The organism is Shewanella amazonensis SB2B (assembly GCF_000015245.1).
Lineage (GTDB): Bacteria > Pseudomonadota > Gammaproteobacteria > Enterobacterales > Shewanellaceae > Shewanella > Shewanella amazonensis.
In genome coordinates, this window is sequence record NC_008700.1 from 885,251 (window position 1) to 901,821 (window position 16,571).

12 protein-coding genes are annotated in these 16,571 nt (G+C 55.9%); 5 read left to right on the forward strand and 7 right to left on the reverse strand.

Annotated elements, in window-relative coordinates; all coding sequences use genetic code 11:
• Window positions 1–67: 67 nt before the first annotated feature.
• Window positions 68–916 (forward strand): bactofilin family protein, encoded by an 849-nt coding sequence (locus tag SAMA_RS19090; RefSeq protein WP_011758839.1) that lies wholly within the window; start codon window positions 68–70, stop codon window positions 914–916.
• 167 nt (window positions 917–1,083) lie between these two features.
• Here the strand turns inward: SAMA_RS19090 and SAMA_RS03800 are convergent, their stop codons facing one another.
• The 3 genes from SAMA_RS03800 to SAMA_RS03810 form a co-directional block, all read right to left on the reverse strand.
• The gene (locus SAMA_RS03800) at window positions 1,084–1,968 is read right to left on the reverse strand and encodes a universal stress protein (RefSeq protein WP_011758840.1); all 885 of its coding nucleotides are present in this window, start codon (window positions 1,966–1,968) and stop codon (window positions 1,084–1,086) included.
• Window positions 1,969–2,170: 202 nt separating this feature from the next.
• On the reverse strand, window positions 2,171–3,658 hold the full coding sequence (locus tag SAMA_RS03805; RefSeq protein WP_011758841.1) for an insulinase family protein: 1,488 nt from the start codon (window positions 3,656–3,658) through the stop codon (window positions 2,171–2,173).
• Entirely contained in the window at window positions 3,655–5,091 is a 1,437-nt protein-coding gene (locus SAMA_RS03810) for a M16 family metallopeptidase (protein ID WP_011758842.1), read from the reverse strand. Before SAMA_RS03810 ends, SAMA_RS03805 begins: the two co-directional genes overlap by 4 nt.
• A 104-nt stretch (window positions 5,092–5,195) precedes the next feature.
• Between SAMA_RS03810 and SAMA_RS03815 the strand changes: the two genes are divergently transcribed.
• A complete protein-coding gene (locus SAMA_RS03815) occupies window positions 5,196–6,020 on the forward strand; it encodes an N-acetyl-ornithine deacetylase (protein ID WP_011758843.1) in 825 nt (274 codons plus the stop codon).
• A 90-nt stretch (window positions 6,021–6,110) separates the two neighbouring features.
• Here SAMA_RS03815 and SAMA_RS03820 read toward each other — a convergent pair whose 3' ends face one another.
• The 3 genes from SAMA_RS03820 to SAMA_RS03830 all read right to left on the reverse strand — a co-directional run bounded on the left by SAMA_RS03820 (window position 6,111) and on the right by SAMA_RS03830 (window position 11,052).
• Window positions 6,111–7,025: a L,D-transpeptidase family protein gene (locus tag SAMA_RS03820; RefSeq protein ID WP_011758844.1), complete on the reverse strand. Its 915-nt coding sequence runs from the start codon at window positions 7,023–7,025 to the stop codon at window positions 6,111–6,113.
• Between the two features lie 128 nt (window positions 7,026–7,153).
• Window positions 7,154–8,674: a nitric oxide reductase transcriptional regulator NorR gene (norR, locus tag SAMA_RS03825; protein WP_011758845.1), complete on the reverse strand. Its 1,521-nt coding sequence runs from the start codon at window positions 8,672–8,674 to the stop codon at window positions 7,154–7,156.
• Between the two features lie 101 nt (window positions 8,675–8,775).
• Window positions 8,776–11,052: a nitric-oxide reductase large subunit gene (locus SAMA_RS03830; protein ID WP_011758846.1), complete on the reverse strand. Its 2,277-nt coding sequence runs from the start codon at window positions 11,050–11,052 to the stop codon at window positions 8,776–8,778.
• A gap of 371 nt (window positions 11,053–11,423) precedes the next feature.
• Between SAMA_RS03830 and SAMA_RS03835 the strand changes: the two genes are divergently transcribed.
• Complete coding sequence (locus SAMA_RS03835) at window positions 11,424–13,142, forward strand: potassium/proton antiporter (protein WP_011758847.1); 1,719 nt, start codon at window positions 11,424–11,426, stop codon at window positions 13,140–13,142.
• 33 nt (window positions 13,143–13,175) lie between these two features.
• On the opposite strand, the gene SAMA_RS03840 is transcribed toward SAMA_RS03835, so the two are convergent.
• Complete coding sequence (locus SAMA_RS03840) at window positions 13,176–14,102, reverse strand: LpxL/LpxP family Kdo(2)-lipid IV(A) lauroyl/palmitoleoyl acyltransferase (RefSeq protein ID WP_041410099.1); 927 nt, start codon at window positions 14,100–14,102, stop codon at window positions 13,176–13,178.
• 115 nt (window positions 14,103–14,217) lie between these two features.
• Between SAMA_RS03840 and hldE the strand changes: the two genes are divergently transcribed.
• The gene (gene hldE / locus SAMA_RS03845) at window positions 14,218–15,648 is read left to right on the forward strand and encodes a bifunctional D-glycero-beta-D-manno-heptose-7-phosphate kinase/D-glycero-beta-D-manno-heptose 1-phosphate adenylyltransferase HldE (RefSeq protein WP_011758849.1); all 1,431 of its coding nucleotides are present in this window, start codon (window positions 14,218–14,220) and stop codon (window positions 15,646–15,648) included.
• A complete protein-coding gene (locus SAMA_RS03850) occupies window positions 15,648–16,529 on the forward strand; it encodes a hypothetical protein (RefSeq protein ID WP_011758850.1) in 882 nt (293 codons plus the stop codon). The genes hldE and SAMA_RS03850 overlap by 1 nt, the downstream gene beginning before the upstream one ends.
• The last annotated feature ends 42 nt before the right edge of the window (window positions 16,530–16,571 follow it).

Consider the following 16,571-nt stretch of genomic DNA (forward strand, 5'->3'; position numbering starts at 1 on the left):
TGTTTAACATTTGCGCCACATTTTTACTTGGCAGGAAAACGCCCCGTCGAGGCTGGAGACAGAACCCATGAGCAAGGGACAAGGGATCACATTTATTGGCGCCGGAACCCGGCTTGAAGGCGAGATGATGCTGGAAAGCGCGGCCTTGGTATCGGGCGAGTTGCACGGACGGGTGAGCTCCAAAGGCCAAATAAAGATAGAGCAGGGTGGCCTTATCGAGGGGGAACTCACCTGTCATGAGCTGAATGTCAGCGGCACCTTCAGGGGTAAACTCAGCTGCCAAAAATTGACCATCATCGCTGGTGGCGTCGTGGAAGGTGAGGTGGCCAGTAATCAGATGGAAATCTTCGAAGGCGGCCAGTTTATCGGCAGTCGAAAGCGTGGCCCTGAGCCTGTTGAATTGCCTGCGGGCACAAAGGCGAGCTTGCCAACAGAGGGCCGTAAGGGGCATTTAAAGTTGGTGCTCGGTATCGCTGCGGCGCTTGGGCTTGGATATCTGGTGACTCAAACCGGCTTCATTCAGGGGATTAAAGATGGGTATCAGGCCGGCAGTGCTGCCCGCTCGGAAATGAAAGAACAGGCCCAGGCGCCCTCACAGGAACACCAGAGTCAGGCACTGATGGCGACGGCCGCTGACGGCGATGCATCAGGCTTGGCAGCAGAAAACATCAATGCTCAGGCCGGTGACTACTTTGCCGAAGACACAGACGCCATGGAAGCGGGCAATGCGCTGCTGCTGGAAAATGGCTTTGATGCCGGGGTGACAAAAACCGATACGGATGGGGCAGATGACGCTCAGCCTGCGGCGCTGGAGCCCGGTGCGCAAAGTCGCCCACTGACCCCGGACAGCGACACCAGTGCCCTTAATACCCAGGGGGCGTCAGATTTGCCTGCAGCACCCGCTAATCGTATGTAATTCAATAAAATAAAAGACGCGGCATTGCCGCGTTTTTTATTGCCGTTTGCTGCCTGGTGAAGGCAAGCCGAGAACCAAGCGGGCGCCTCGCCGGGCGCCTTCAAGTTTTGTGCATGTTGCTGAGATGAGGGCGACATGATTTGCGATGTCGCGTTAATCAGACAGGTTTAATGGAGTTGTGATTGTTGGGGTTTGAGTGCCAGCACATCGCATTTAAGCTGATTGAGCAATTGCTCCGATGCCCGGCCTTTCAGGGTGCTCAGCATGCTGGTGTGCTCGCTGGCACCCATCACAACCAGGTTGCTGTGCCACTGACGTGCGGCTTCGGGCACCATGTCGTCGGGCAAGCCCGCAGCCAGATGCAGGCGTTTGTCTTCCAGTGACAGGGGCTCGGCAGTTTGGCGCAGGCGGCGCCATTGCTCAGCAACCCAGGTGTGATGGTTCAAGTCTCTGTTCTCAAAGGACACATTCATATCGTGAGCCTGATAACAGGTCAGCAGATGCAGCTCCATTCGCAGCAAGCGTGCCAGTTCATCGGACACATCAAGCAACTGCCGATTAAATTGACGATGGCGTTCGCCTTCATCATCCACTTCCAACGCGGTCAGTAGTTTGCCATCGTTTTCCCAGGGTTCGTTACTGACAAAAAGCACGGGAATGGGTACCTGCTGCAACAGCTGCCAATCTTCGGTATGGCCGAATTCGCAGCGCAGGGCTGAATACTCGTGATGCTCCAGGATCAGTAAATCGTAATCACGTTGGCTGAGCTCATCGAGTACGGCATTGGCGAGTGTTGGGGCATGACAATGTTTAAGCACCAGACGTATGTCTTTGTCCGGATAGCTGGGGTGTTTTTGGCGTTGATGACTGATGTTTGGGGCCGTCAGTAATTGCTGTAACCACTGACTAAGCCCTGCCTGCTTTGGGAGCTGAACCCTTAACATAGTGAGATCTGCATGGCTTTGATTCGCTAAGTGAACCGCCTTTCGCAACGCAGGCTTGGCATGTAGCCCATCGTCGGTAGCGACGAGGACCCGTGAAAAATGACCCATGGTACTTTCCTCTGTGGTGGCTGGTACTAAAACTCCCTTTCAAAAAATTTTAGTGTTCAGTCCTCTGAAGGACTAAATACCCTTTTGGACTTGAAACCCTTGCCAATAGCGGCTTTTAATCTGTTTATCATGGGTGTTTTGGTGCATTTTTTGCCGTCAGTGACCTGATGTTTTAAACGCGGATGTGAAAATAGAAGGGTTTTCAGGGCAGCTTATCGAGCCGTTTTATCTCCCAGTCGGGGAGCTTTTGCTGCAGGTCAGGCAAGAGTAATGTGGCATCACCTTTGATAACAACCCAGGGTGGATTGCGTAAATACTGAGCAGGGAAGTTGCCCATGTCTGATGCCCTTACCAAGGGGGAAGGCAAGTACTCTGGCAGGGAGGCGTCACCGGCAAAATCTGCTTGTTCGAGCATAGCGAGCCACTCTCCCACAGCGGACCCTTCTGTGTCGGCGTTGACCTTGTACTGACCGATAAGGTAGCTGTCCAGCGCCTGTAGCTCGGCTGCGCTTGGCGCAGTGCTGCCAAGTAGGCTCAGATGATCCAATATGCCCCGGACAAAGGCGCCGGTACTTTCAGTGGCGCTTGAGCCGTAGAATTTCAGGGTGCGGCTCAGAGGATTATCGATACAGCTGCCATACACGCCGTATGTCAGGCCCCGGCGACTGCGAAGATCGTAAAACAGGCGCCCGGCCTGGCTGCGACCAAGCAGCGCTGCCGTGGCTTTGCAGGGGGCATTGTTGCCGGTGGGGGGAAGTGAGTAGCCAACCCTGACCTGTGACTGCACTTGCCCGGGCGCATGAAGCAGGTAGAGCACTTTCCCCGTGTTTTGGCGCCGTTCAGACACCGACTCGCCGATACCATATGGAGAAGCGATAAAAGCAGGCTTGACTGCGCTCGTCAAAGACTCAGGGGCCCTGGCACCGATAAGATGCCAGCGCCCCTGGGCTGCCAATGCCTTTACTACATCAGCAAGGTCGGGGCGCTTTGATTCCGGGGTGTTATAAAGCGATAAATAAGGGTGGGATTTACCCAGTACAACCTGAGCCCAGAGCCGGTCTATATCCCTGCCACTGAACGCCTCTATGTGTTTTGCCAGCTGACTTTCCCGTATCACCCTGTCGCTGTTGTCCTTATCAAGGGCACCGTAGCGCTCGATAAGGCTCCTTACCCTCATCAGCAGGGCCATTGGCCCATCGCAGCGACTGGAAAACACCACACTGTGTGGCCTTGCAATGACGCTCAGGGTTTCGGCGCAGCGCTCCCCCGCCAAGGCATCAAGGCGCAGCTGCGCCTGCATTTGCCGGGCGATGAGAGGGCCAGAAGTAATAACCCCTGCTGTGGTGATAACAAGGTGTGTCGCCTCAAGCCGTTCGTCATGGTGAAAGCTCAGCATTCCTTTGTCATCTGCCATGGCCATACCAGTTGCCGGGCGCGGTGGGTTGACGGCAGGATGCAGCACAGGAAAGGGAATCCCCTGGTGTGGAACCGTGCCAGTCGCTGTGGCATTCTCGTTGGTAACTCGGTTATCGGAAGCATTGCTGGCAAGGGGCATGGCGAGCAGCGCAGGCGTGCTGAAGTCGGCAAGGACCGGAGGCGCGATGGGTTCGTACTCCAGCGCCTTATGTTGGCAGCCAGCCAGCAAGCCTGAGCCCAGCACGGCCAAAAGCAGGTGTCTTCTGGCGCTCATAATGCAAGTTCCTCAAGGCCTTCGGCCCAGCTTTCGGGGAGCCATTCCAGCAGACCTTTTCCAAGCCGGGTGTGCCATGCCGGTTTTAAATCGAGCCGGACGCTGTGGCCTGCAAAATAGCGCTGCGCCACCCGCATCAAGTCGTCCTCACTGACATCCCGTATCCTGATCCAAGGGCTGAGCAGAGGCTGTGCATTATCCGTGGCAGGGCTTGCGGCGAGCCACTGCGCCAGGGTTTCATCACGGCTGAGCTGCTCCTGGTAGTCGGCGAGCCAGAGCTGTTTCAGTTGGCAAAGCGCTGTGTTTTTCATGGGCTCTCGGGCAGCCTGGTCTATCAGCTTTTCGATACCCGCAGCCAGGGTATCCAGGCTCACATTGGCCCGGGGCACCAGTACCAGATTGGTCATGCCATGGTGCTCCATTTCCAGCGGCAGAGAATAGTGCAGCAGGCTCTGCTTGCCACTGATGCCAGCTCGCTCGAGACCACTGGCGATACGCTGAAACAGCCTGAGCTCCAGCAGCTTGATGGCGGCGGCATCCCGGTGACTGCGCCCCACCGTGTGCCAGGCCATCAGCAGCCCGGGCCAGGGGGCTCGTTCATCTATGACTTCGCCATGTACGGGTGCGCGCAGAGTGAAATCTGGCTTCGCTGCGTCATCAGGAACTGCCGCTTGGTTGAACCCTGCTGTTTCGGGTGGCTGTGCCGGCTCATGCCAGGTGCCAAATTGGCCCCTGATCTGGGTTTCAACATCCCCGGGCAGGGCACCGATGAGCGCCATACTCAGACGCGATGGCCGATAAAAGCGCCGATGAAAAGCCCTAAGGCTGTCAGCATCGGCACCGAGGATGTCGGCGCGACTGCCGATAATGGCGTGACGGTAAGGTGTATCCGTCGCCTGGCTCAGCAAAAAGGTCATCGCCGCACGAAAGTAGGGTTGGTTATCTATGGTTTGTGCCATTTCGGCCAGCACGGTTTTTTGCTGATTGGTAATAGCCTCGACGGCAAATTGCGGATGCTCAAAGCGGTCCCGCTCCAGCGCCAGGGTAAAGGCCAGCCCCTGAGCGGGGATTCGGGTGTAGTAGCGGGTGTCATCGAACAGGGTGCTGGCATTAAAACTGGCTCCCATGGCGTTCATCAGCTGGCTGTAACCATCGCCGGGGGCCTGGCGACTGCCCTTGAAAAGCAGATGCTCAAACAAATGTGCCCAGCCGGTTTGTCTCAAAGCCTCGTGGCGAGAGCCTACGGCAAAGCGGCTCGCCAGGGTGATGCTTTGTTTGCCTGCCTTTGGAAGCCAAAACAGTCGGATACCATTATCAAGCTGCCTTGTCACAACGGCGTCATCCAGACGCCTTAACGGCTGGTCATCGAACTGGCATTCGGAAAGGGGCGCGAGTGTCATCATCGTCAGGCCAAGTACTGCCAGCAATCCCATGAATATCTTCCCCAAGCCTTTGGAATGGCATTCAGTTTTTCATCATTACTGATATGATGGCAAGAGCTTTCAACCTACTTGTTATTAAGCCAAGGATGCCCTTTATGAGTCGTTCCCCCTTCCAAACCTTTGTCTGGCGCAGTGAGATATTTGAATGTCAAAGCACCGACATCCAACGTTTTTACAGCTTGCTTGCCATTGAGACAGAGCGCCTTGGTCTTGGCAGCAAAATCCTGGGGCAGGCAGGGCACCATCCGTTGTATCTGTTGCAATCACCGGGGCAGAAAGCCGGTTTGCCCAATTTGCTTATCAGCGCCGGTTTCCACGGTGAAGAGTCAGCCGGTCCCTGGGGGCTGCTGCACTTTTTATCGCAGCTGGATGGCGAGCTGTTCAAGCGGGTGAACCTGAGCGTTTTGCCGCTGGTTAACCCCACTGGGTTTGCCAAAGGGCACAGGTTCAATGAGCTGGGTGAAAACCCCAATCGCGGCTTTTTTATTGAAAATGGCAAAGCAAAGCCCGGCGCCGATACCTCGGCAGAAGGGCGTATCTTGCTTGAACACGCCCACCTGCTGCAGGTGGCCAGCCGCGATGGCATCCTCACCTGCCATGAAGATGTGCTGATGACAGACACCTATGTGTATACCTTTGAGCCAAGCCAGGCTCCGGGGCGTTTCAGCCACAGCTTGCGGGATGCGCTGGGGCAGTATTTCCCCATTGCCGCCGATGGTGACGTCGATAACTGTCCGGTACGCAGTGGTGTGATTTTCAACCACTTCGATACCTCGTTCGAATCCTTTTTGGTGCGAAGCGGCGCCCGGGTGGGTTGCTGCAGTGAGACTCCGGGCCAGCAGCCACTGGATCAACGTATCCTGGCCAATGCCGCCGCCATGAACACCTTTGTGAATATGCTGGCACCGGAGCTAAGTTAATCGTTCAGCCCGTGAGCGTGTCAGAGCATAAATAAAAACAGCCACATCGTGTGGCTGTTTTTATTTATCTGGGTGTCAGACGAGACCAACTCAGGGGTTGATGCGGGTTGGCATGCCGGTACGGGCTTCCAGCAGACGCTTGAGCACGAAGGAGTCGGTTTCGGCATGAGCAACAAAGCGGCTGATGGCCGTGGGTAGAGTCAGTGGCACAGGCTCGGCAGAATCAAACTCAGCCTGAGTACGTGACAGCGGCTGGTGCACTTCGAGGTAGCGCGCGCCATCGGGCTCTTCGGTGGCCTTGATGGGCTGGTTCACAAACTGCACCCGGGTACCCACGGGCACACTGTTGAACAGATGCTCGATGTCGGTGTCACGCAGACGCACACAGCCCTGGCTTACTCTCAAACCAATACCAAAGGTGGCGTTGGTGCCGTGGATGGCGTAAAGGTTGCCAATATAAAGTGCAAAGAGCCCCATGGGGTTGTCGGGGCCAGCCGGCCACACGGGGGGCAGGGTCACGCCCTTGGCTGCATATTCCTTGCGGATACGCGCAGTGGGAGTCCAGGTTGGGTTGGCGCGTTTACGCTGCACCGTGGTGACCCAGTTTTCCGGGGTGTCACGGCCTACCTGGCCAATCCCTATGGGCAGTACTTCCACGATTTTTTTGCCCTTGGGGTAATAATAGAGCCGCATCTCGGCGATGTTGATCACTATGCCTTCCCTGGGCGCATCGGGCAGGATCAGCTGATGGGGAATGATCAGGGTACTGCCTGGCTTGGGCAGGAAGGGGTCGACCCCCGGGTTGGCTTCCATCAGGTTTGACAGACCCAACTGAAACTGAGCGGCTATGTCTTCGAGGGTGCGCTTATCGTCAGGCACAACATAATACTGGTTTTCTCCCACCAAACGGCTGTCTTTGGCTGGCAGGGGATAGATCACCGCCAGTGCCGATTGGCAGAAGCTGATGAGGCTGAAAAATATGACGAGGCTAAAAACAGGTTTCATCTGACTCTATTGACTCTCACTGGTGCGGCACAATCCTGAGCCTGTGGGATACCTTGATGTCTGACTCCATGGCAGAGCAGGCATCCTCATCGAATTCGCGCAGAATTTCAACTGCTATTTGACAATAATTATTTCAATCCGAGCCGTTTGGCCAGCCGGTGCAGGTTACCGGGATCCAGTCCAAGTGCTCTGGCGGTGGAGGCCCAGTTACCGCGATTGGCGCTGAGGATCTGGCCTATGTAAGCCGCCTGAAATGCGTCAGTAGCCTCCTTGAGGTTTTTGCCTTCCACCTGAGCGCCCGTCACCGGGCTTTGCACTGGCAGTGATGCGCTCTGGCCACCGATGGCGAGCATCTGGGGCTCTATCATCACGGCGCCGTCGTCGCTGGCGGCTCTGGCCAGGGTGGCAGCCCTTTTTATCACGTGTTCAAGCTCGCGCACGTTGCCCGGCCAGTCATGGTTTTTCAGGCGACTCAGGGCGTCGGGCCTTATTCTGAGCACCGACAGCCCGAGAGACTTGCGGCTCTGCTCAAGAAAATGACCGCACAGGGGGCCAAGATCTTCCGGCCGCTCCCTCAGCGGCGGCACGTGAAGCGGGAAAACACTGAGACGATGATACAGATCAGCGCGGAAACGACCGGCCAGTACTTCCTGTTTCAGATCCTTATTGGTGGCGGCAATAATGCGTACATCCACCTTGAGGCTGCGGTCATCGCCGATGCGCTGCACATCACCGTATTGCAGTACACGGAGGAGCTTTGCCTGCAGTCCCAGTGGCAGCTCACCGATTTCGTCCAAGAACAAGGTGCCCTTGTCGGCAGTTTCAAATTTACCGCTGCGGTGACTGATGGCGCCGGTAAAGGCCCCTTTCACATGGCCAAAAAGCTCACTTTCGGCCACCGATTCAGGCAGGGCGGCGCAGTTGAGGTACACCAGTGCTTTATTGGCCCGTGGGCTGGCTTGGTGCACGGCGCGGGCGACCAGCTCCTTGCCTGTACCTGTTTCGCCCAGTATGAGTACACTCAGATCCGTGCCTGCCACCGCCAGAATTTCCTGACGCAGGCTCTCCATCACAGGGGCATTGCCTACCATGGGCGGGGTATCGTTATTTGCCTCGCGACTGCCATGACCAAGCAGCGACACCCGCTCCAATTTATCCAGCAGCAGGGCATTTTTCAAAGATGCAGCACTTAAGGCGCCAAGTGCTCTGAGCTCCATGGTGCCCAGATTATCGAATCGCTGCGGGTCGAAGGCATCCAGTGTCAGGGCGCCTATCAATTTTTCATCGTCAAACAGTGGCAGGCCAATGCAGGCGTGCACGTGCAGCCTGTCCTCCTGATTGGGAATAAGGCCGTCGTAAGGGTCTGGCAGGGCACTGTCGGCGGGGAAGCGTACCAGATCGCCTGCTCTGGCAATGGCTTCGAGGCGCGGGTGGCTGTCGATGGCAAAGTGGCGTCCGGCCACGTCTTCGGCCAGCCCTGCCGTGGCAAGGGGCACAAAATGGCGGTCGCGGAATTCCAGCAGCGCGGCGGCATCACAACCCAGATTGGCTTTAACTGTGTCCACCAGTCTGGCAAAGCGGTCACGGTGCGACAAGCCGGAAGTGATGTCCAGTGCGATGCGGGTGAGCAGGGTTTGGTTGAGCGGCATTGAGGTAGACTGCCCCGATATGAATGGCGTTGGGGTCAGCATACTCTGGTTGGGGGAAATTGTCATTTTGACATGGGGGCGCACAGCGCCCCCTATTAAGGTTAGATAGTGGAGGTTTGGATAGCGGCCACAGTGCGGCGTGACATTGCCTTGCGAACAATATCCACCAGGAACATGGCCAGCAGCAGACCACCGACGCTGAAGATAACGTCGCCGAACACCCGCATCCACACCAGAGTTTCCACCGTGGAGGAGTGGATAACCGCTGGTGAGCGGGCAAACCAGTAACCGTTTTCAATCACAGCGAAGAACTGGGTGATACCCATGGGCAGCAGCGACATAAATACCATGGCTGCCAGGCCTAGGTTCAGACTCCAGAACGCGCCCTTGAGCAGCTTCTCATTCCAGGGCATTTCCAGGGTCAGGCCGCGCAGACAAGAGAGCATCAAACCTATACCCAGCATGCCGTACACGCCCATGAAGGCAGCGTGGCCGTGGGTTGCCGTGGTGTTCAGACCCTGAATAAAGTAGAGCGAGATTGGAGGATTAATCAGGAAGCCGAGTACGCCGGCACCCACCAGGTTCCAGAAGGCCGTGGCGACGAAGAACATGATGGCCCAGTGGTAGCGCTGCATCCAGGGGGCTGCATGACGCAGGCGATAGCTTTCAACCGCTTCAAAACCAATCAGAGCCAAGGGAACCACTTCCAGTGCCGAGAAGATAGAGCCCCAGGCGATGATGGAGTTGGTGGTGCCGGTAAAGTACAGGTGGTGCAGGGTGCCGATAAGGCCACCGGTAAGGAAGATTACAGTGGCGAAGAGCACGGCAGCATTGGCATTGCGGGCACGGATCAGACCCAGACGAACCAGCAGCAGGGCGATAACCGAGGTGGCAAAGGTTTCAAAGAAGCCTTCTACCCACAGGTGCACTACCCACCAGCGCCAGTATTCGGCCATCGCCAGGTTGGTGTGTTTGCCCATAAAGAGGCCCGCACCGTAGAAGAGGCCAATGGCAACGCAGGAGGCGTAGAGCACCCAAATCACAGGACGCATCTCACCTTGCAGCTTAAGAGCGGGGCGAATAGCGGCAGTGACCAGAGTCAGCCAAATCATCAGGCCCGCCAGCAGCAGAATCTGCCATACTCGGCCAAGGTCTACATATTCATAGCCCTGGTGACCGAAGAGGAAGTTGTTGTCGAGGCTGAAATACTGCTGAACACCCAACCATTCACCGGCCATGGAACCCAGAACCACCACGACCAGAGCAACCCAGAGTACATTCACACCAAGACGCTGATACTTTGGCTCATAACCCGACAGTGCAGGGGCGATGTAAAGACCTGTGCCAAGCCAGGCAGTGGCAATCCAGAACACGGCCAGCTGGGTGTGCCAGGTACGGGTGACCGAATAAGGCAGGATCTCGGCCAGTGGCAGACCGTAGAACTGTTGACCTTCCACCGCATAGTGGGCAGTGATGCCCCCCAGTACTATCTGCAGCAGGAACAGGCCAATGGCGGTGATGAAATACTTGCCCACGGCCTTTTGTGATGGGGTAGGCTTGAAGCGGAACAGGGGGTCTTCTTTTGCTGGCTCTGGCAGTGGATGGGCCTTACCTGCTGCGTGATACCACACCAGACCGCCAATCCCGGCTATCAGGGTGACAATACTCAAAATCGACCAGACGATATTGTCTGAGGTGGGGGTATTGCCAAGCTGAGGATCGTAGGGCCAGTTGGCTGTGTAGGTGTAAGTTTCACCGGGGCGCTCAGTGATGGCCGCCCAGGCACTCCAGAATACGAAGGCGTTGAGCTGCTGACGATTTTCAAGGTCGGGGATGGTGCCTTCCTTCATGGCATACTGCTCACGCAGAGTTTGCATGGAGGCATCGTCACCGAAGAGTGCCACATAGTGCTCAACCACCTGACCAATAGCCTCGATGCGTGTTGCGCTCAGCTGCACTTCCAGTTTATCGCCGTTGTTAAACAGGGTGTTGCGGCGCATATCGTCCCGCAGCGCCTGTTCAAGCGCGGCCTGCTGCGACTTATCCAGTTCAGCAAAGGCTTTGCCATACTGGTTTTGGGCGCTGATATTCAGCCAGGCTTCGGCCTCACGGTGTAACCAGTCGGCTGACCAGTCGGGCGCCACATAGGAGCCATGGCCCCAAATAGAGCCCAGTTGGTGCCCACCCATGGAGCGCCAAACCAGCTGGCCGCGAAGGATGTCGTTTTTGCTGTAAAGCGTTTGACCGCTTTCACTGGTGAAGGCATCCGGAATGGGAGGCATCTCCCGATAGATTTCACTGCCAAGACTCAGCAGTACGGTGAAGGAGGCAATCAGCACTATTAGCAGTGCAATTGCCGTTTTGCGAAGTGAACTCATTGTGGCCTCTCTAGCGCTTGTTCTAATGTCAGCACTATAAGGCAGAATTCGTGCCACCTTTAAATATTCAATAATTACAGTATTTTAAATTTATTTTGTATTATTGAATTGTTTTTAAAACAATGTCGCCTGATGTCATAAAGACATTTCAATTGTATAAATGACACTATTCAGTGCTGATGAATATTGCCGGGATCTTGATTGAAAGTGGTAACCAAGAGGATTGAGCGGGCTAAACAGCAATTAAGTCATAAAAGTCACTATAAAATATGGAATTCTATTTTGGGGTTTCGACATTAAATTTGCTTTAAAAAGTCATTATGTCGCACATTGTCTGTATAATTGTCGCGATTTATTGATGTGGAGGCGCAATGATTGCAGAAAACATGAATTTGTTGTTTTTGGTCGGCGCCTTGCTGGTGGGACTCAGTGTGGTGTTAAGCCCACTGTCTTCGCGCTTGGGGGTACCCATATTGCTGGTATTCCTCGGCGTGGGGATCCTCGCCGGAGAGGATGGCCCCGGCGGTATACAATTCAACGATTATTCCACGGCCTATCTGGTGAGCAACCTGGCGCTGGCGGTTATCCTGTTGGATGGTGGCCTTCGAACCAAGATGAGCAGCTTCAGGCTGGCGCTCTGGCCTTCGCTTTCCCTGGCGACACTTGGTGTGGCCATTACCACTGTATTAACCGGCTTGCTGGCTGCCTGGCTGTTCGACCTGAATTTGCTTATGGGGCTGCTGATTGGCGCCATTGTTGGCAGTACCGATGCGGCTGCCGTGTTTTCGCTGCTTAAGGGCAGGGCACTGAACGAGCGCGTGGGTTCGACCCTTGAAATTGAGTCGGGCAGTAACGACCCCATGGCCGTGTTTCTCACTGTTAGCCTGATTGCCATGATAGCCGCAGGCGGGAACTTTGATGGTCCCGGGCTGATGCGCGACCTGGCGCTTCAGGCCGGTATGGGGTTGGCCGCGGGTTTTGGTGGTGGGTACCTGATATGGCATCTCGTCAATCGCAGCGTGTTGGCAGATGGGCTCTATCCCATTTTGGTGCTGGCGGGCGGCCTGTTGCTGTTTGCCCTGTCCAGTTTGGCCGGTGGCAGCGGTATCCTGTCTATCTACCTCTATGGTCTGTTTCTTGGTAATCGTGGCATGCGCGGTAAGCACAGTACCCTGGCGGTGATGGACGGCCTGACCTGGTTGGCACAGATTGGCATGTTCCTGGTGCTGGGACTACTGCTGACGCCTTCATCATTGCTCGAGGTCCTGTTGCCCGGGTTGGTGCTGGCGCTGGGGATGATATTTATTGCCCGGCCACTGGCAGTGTGGATAAGCCTGGCGCCCTTCAAGCGTTTTGTGGCGCGGGAGCGCTGGTTTATCAGTTGGGTGGGGCTCAGGGGAGCTGTGCCCATTATTCTGGCGGTATTCCCCATGATGGCCGGTCTACCCAATGCCGAGCTCTACTTCAACCTGGCCTTTTGTGTGGTGCTGGTATCTTTACTGCTCCAGGGGTCTACCTTGCCGCTGGCGATGAAGCTCGCCAGGGTAGGGTTGCCGCCCAAGCCAGAGCCCATCAGCCGCGCGGGTGTCGACATCTTTCCAGCCAGCGAGTGGGAAATTTTTGTCTATCGCCTCAAACCCAATAAGTGGTGTGTGGGCGAGCCCTTAAGGCGTTTGTCTATGCCGGAAGGAACCCGCATCGCGGCGCTGTTCAGGGAACATAATTTGCTGCACCCCTCGGGCAGTACCGAGCTTGCTGCCGACGATGTGCTGTGCGTGCTGGGCCAGGCCAAAGACTTGCCCGCCCTCAGTCAGCTCTTCAGTGAGGCGCCGGAAAACCCTGCCATGGCAGGCTTTTTTGGTGACTTTATGTTGGCTACTTCGGTACGTCTTGCGGATTTGGCGCCGCTTTATGGCTTTGGCCTGCATGAAGACGAAGTGGGGCTGACTCTGGAAGACCTGATGCACCAAAAGCTGGGTCGCAACCCGGTAGAGGGTGACAGCTTTGAGTGGCAGGGCTGTGATTGGGTGGTGCGTACCATGGAAGGGGATTGTCCAACCTGCCTTGGTTTGAAGCTCAAGGCAGGCTGAGCTGCTGATACCTAACGCGAATTCGAGACGCTGTTACTTGTAGAGCGAAGGCGCATCCTGCTCCGGGCGCGTCTTGAAGCGGCGATGCAGCCACATGTATTGTGGCAGATTGCGGGAAATCAATGATTCGACCACCTGATTACCACGGATGGCGTCGGCGGTTTCGTCTTCACCGGGAAAGTCTTCCAGCGGCGGCAAAATCTCAATGCTGTAGCCCTTATCATCAGCGTTCCGCTCCACAAAAAACGGCAGTACCCTGGCTTTGCCCAACTTGGCCAGGGTGGTGGCTCCGGTAATGGTGGCGGCATCCGGCACGGCAAAGAAGGGAATAAATACAGCGGAAGAGCGGCCAAAATCCTGATCGGCCGTGTACCAAATCACCTCGGCATTCCGTAAACAGCGCACCATCTGACGCAAATCGCGCTTGGGCACCAACCCCTTATTGGAGCGCAGACGTCCTTTCACTTGCAGATATTCCATCACCGCATTGTTGTGGGGGCGATATACACCCACACCGGGTTGAAACTGGCCAAAAATCCGTGCGCCCATTTCCAGTGGCAAACAATGTACCGCAAACAGGATAACCCCCTGACCTGCGGCAATGGTTTGCTCCACATGCTCGGTTCCCTTGATGTGCATATGCTGCTTTACACGCTCATCGCTCCACCACCAGGCACAAATGGTATCGAACACGGCTTTGCCGGTTTCTTCGAAGTTACGTTTAAACAGGGCGTCGCGCTCTGCGTCGCTCATGTTGGGGAAGCAGAGTTCCAGATTACGTCTGGCGGTATTGCTGCGACTGCCTGCCAGTATCCTTACCAGTTGGCCAAGCCCTTTACCCAGGGACATCTGCCAATGCAGGGGCAGCAGCGACAAGGCGCGCATCAATCCTACACCCAGCCATAACAGCCAGTACTTGGGGTGATACAGGTGATTGGAAAATTGGGCACTTTCTACCACTTGGGGCTCGCTCTGTTGCAAAAATTCGTGCTTATTCTAACGCAAAACATGCGCAACAGCGGGAGAAAATTGGGTACAATCCGCTTTTAGTTTCGGCAAATTCAATGTGAGTACTATGAAGGTTACGCTGCCAGCTTTTGAGAAGGCCCGGGTTTTGGTTGTTGGGGATGTGATGTTGGACCGCTACTGGGTGGGACCGACCGGACGTATCTCCCCCGAAGCCCCTGTGCCCGTGGTGCGCATCAATCAGATTGAAGACAGGCCAGGCGGCGCTGCCAACGTGGCGCTGAACATCGCGGCCCTGGGTGGCAAGGTACAGCTCTCAGGCCTTGTGGGACAGGATGATACCGCAGATGCGTTGACCCGCGGGGTGCAGGCACTTGGCGTAGAACCCCATTGGTTGGTGGTGGAAGATAAGCCGACCATCACCAAGCTCAGGGTGTTGTCCCGCAACCAGCAGCTTATCCGACTCGACTTTGAAGAAGCCTTCGACAAACACAGCAGTGACGCGCTGCTGAATCAAGCGCAAGCCCGGCTCGATGACGTGGACGTGGTTATCCTGTCGGACTATGCCAAGGGCGCCGTGGGTGAGCCCGCCGACTTTATTGCCAGCGCCCGCGCCAAAGGGGTGAAGGTACTGGTGGACCCGAAGGGCAGTGACTTTGCCCGCTACCGTGGCGCAACCCTGCTGACTCCGAACATGAGCGAATTTGAAGCCGTGGTAGGGACTGTCACCAGTGAAGCGGATCTGGTTGATAAGGCCCAAAAGCTGCTTCAGGATCTGGCCTTGGATGCGCTGCTGGTGACCCGCTCCGAAAAGGGTATGACCCTGATTACCCCCAATGCGCCCGAGCTGCATATTCCCACCGTTGCCCGTGAGGTGTACGACGTCACTGGTGCCGGTGATACCGTGATTTCGGCGCTGGCGACGGCTCTCGGCGCTGGCGCTGAGCTGCCGCAGGCCTGTGCCATCGCCAATACCGCTGCCGGTGTGGTGGTGGGCAAGCTGGGTACCTCAACAGTAAGCCGTATTGAACTGATTGAAGCCCTGAAATCCCATCAGGGTGAGTCTGGCATTGGCGTGGTCAGTGAAGATCAACTGGTGTATGCCCTGGAGCAGGCCAAACTTCGTGGTGAGCGGGTGGTCATGACCAACGGCTGTTTTGACATTCTCCACGCAGGCCATGTGAGTTATCTGGCTCAAGCCAAGGCGCTCGGCGATCGCCTGATAGTGGCCGTGAATGACGATGACTCTGTGCGCCGTTTGAAAGGGGATGGCCGTCCTGTGAACTCAGTCGATCGTCGTATGGCGGTGCTGGCCGGGCTTGCCTCGGTGGACTGGGTGGTGCCCTTCAGTGAAGACACGCCCCAGCGGGTTATTGCCAGACTCTTGCCAGACCTCCTGGTAAAGGGTGGCGACTATAAGGTGGAAGACATTGCCGGTGGCGCCGAAGTGATTGCCAATGGTGGCCAGGTGAAGGTGCTTGGTTTTGAAGATGGGGTGTCGACCACAGCCATCATTCAGAACATCATGAGCCGCCACTGATGCCGTGGCGACTGACACTGAATCTGCTGCTGTTGATGGCCTGTTGTGGCCTTAATGCGGCGCAGTTCAGTGGCAGTCTACAGGGCCATAAACAGCTGACTGTGGCGGGTAAGGAGGTGATTCTTTGTGAACTCGCCGAAATACCTTCCTGTCTTGCCAGCCTTCCTGAAGAGGTGACAGCGCAATTACCTGCGGATATCCCGGCACTGTTGGGTTATCGCACTGCGCTGGTGACACCCGTATCCCATCCCGCGATTGCCGGGGTGATTGTGATGGTGCCTGAGCGTGCACCCAGCCGCGAGAGTGCTATCGTCTCCGGTGCTTTGCTGGAGCTGCCGTTGGCAGAACAATCCACCTTAACCCTGTGGCATGAGATTGGCCATTTGGAGGTCAGAGCTTTGCAAGGCTCTGTGTTGCCGGATATCCTCAGTGTGCGCGAACAGGAATGGCTGGCCGATGCCTATCTTTATTGGCGGATTGCCAAAGAGAAAGGCAGTCTCACTCTGGCCTGGCAGCAGTTTCATCGCCGTAATCTTCAGGCTATCAATGACGTCAACCAGTTGTCCCATTGGAGCTCCCTTTACTTACTTCCTTTGCTGAACAGGTATGATGCCAAAGAACTGGCGTTATTCGCTGAATTTGGTGCTTTTTGTCAGGATTTTTATCCAAGCCTTCCCCAGTGGTCTGACGAAGAACTGCAGGAGTTCGCCAGCCTTTTGCATAATCTTTTTCAATCCGGTAACACCCGGGATATGCCCCATTATATGTACTGGCGGAAACCTCAATTACGCCCCGTATTGGCGCCTACGCTCGATTTGCTGATGGGGCCGAACAATGCCCATCAATGGCTCACCAGACAGCATATGTTAAGCAAAGGTTAGTGATTTGGCATGGCGTTCTGTTTTTAGCTGAACACTGGCTGA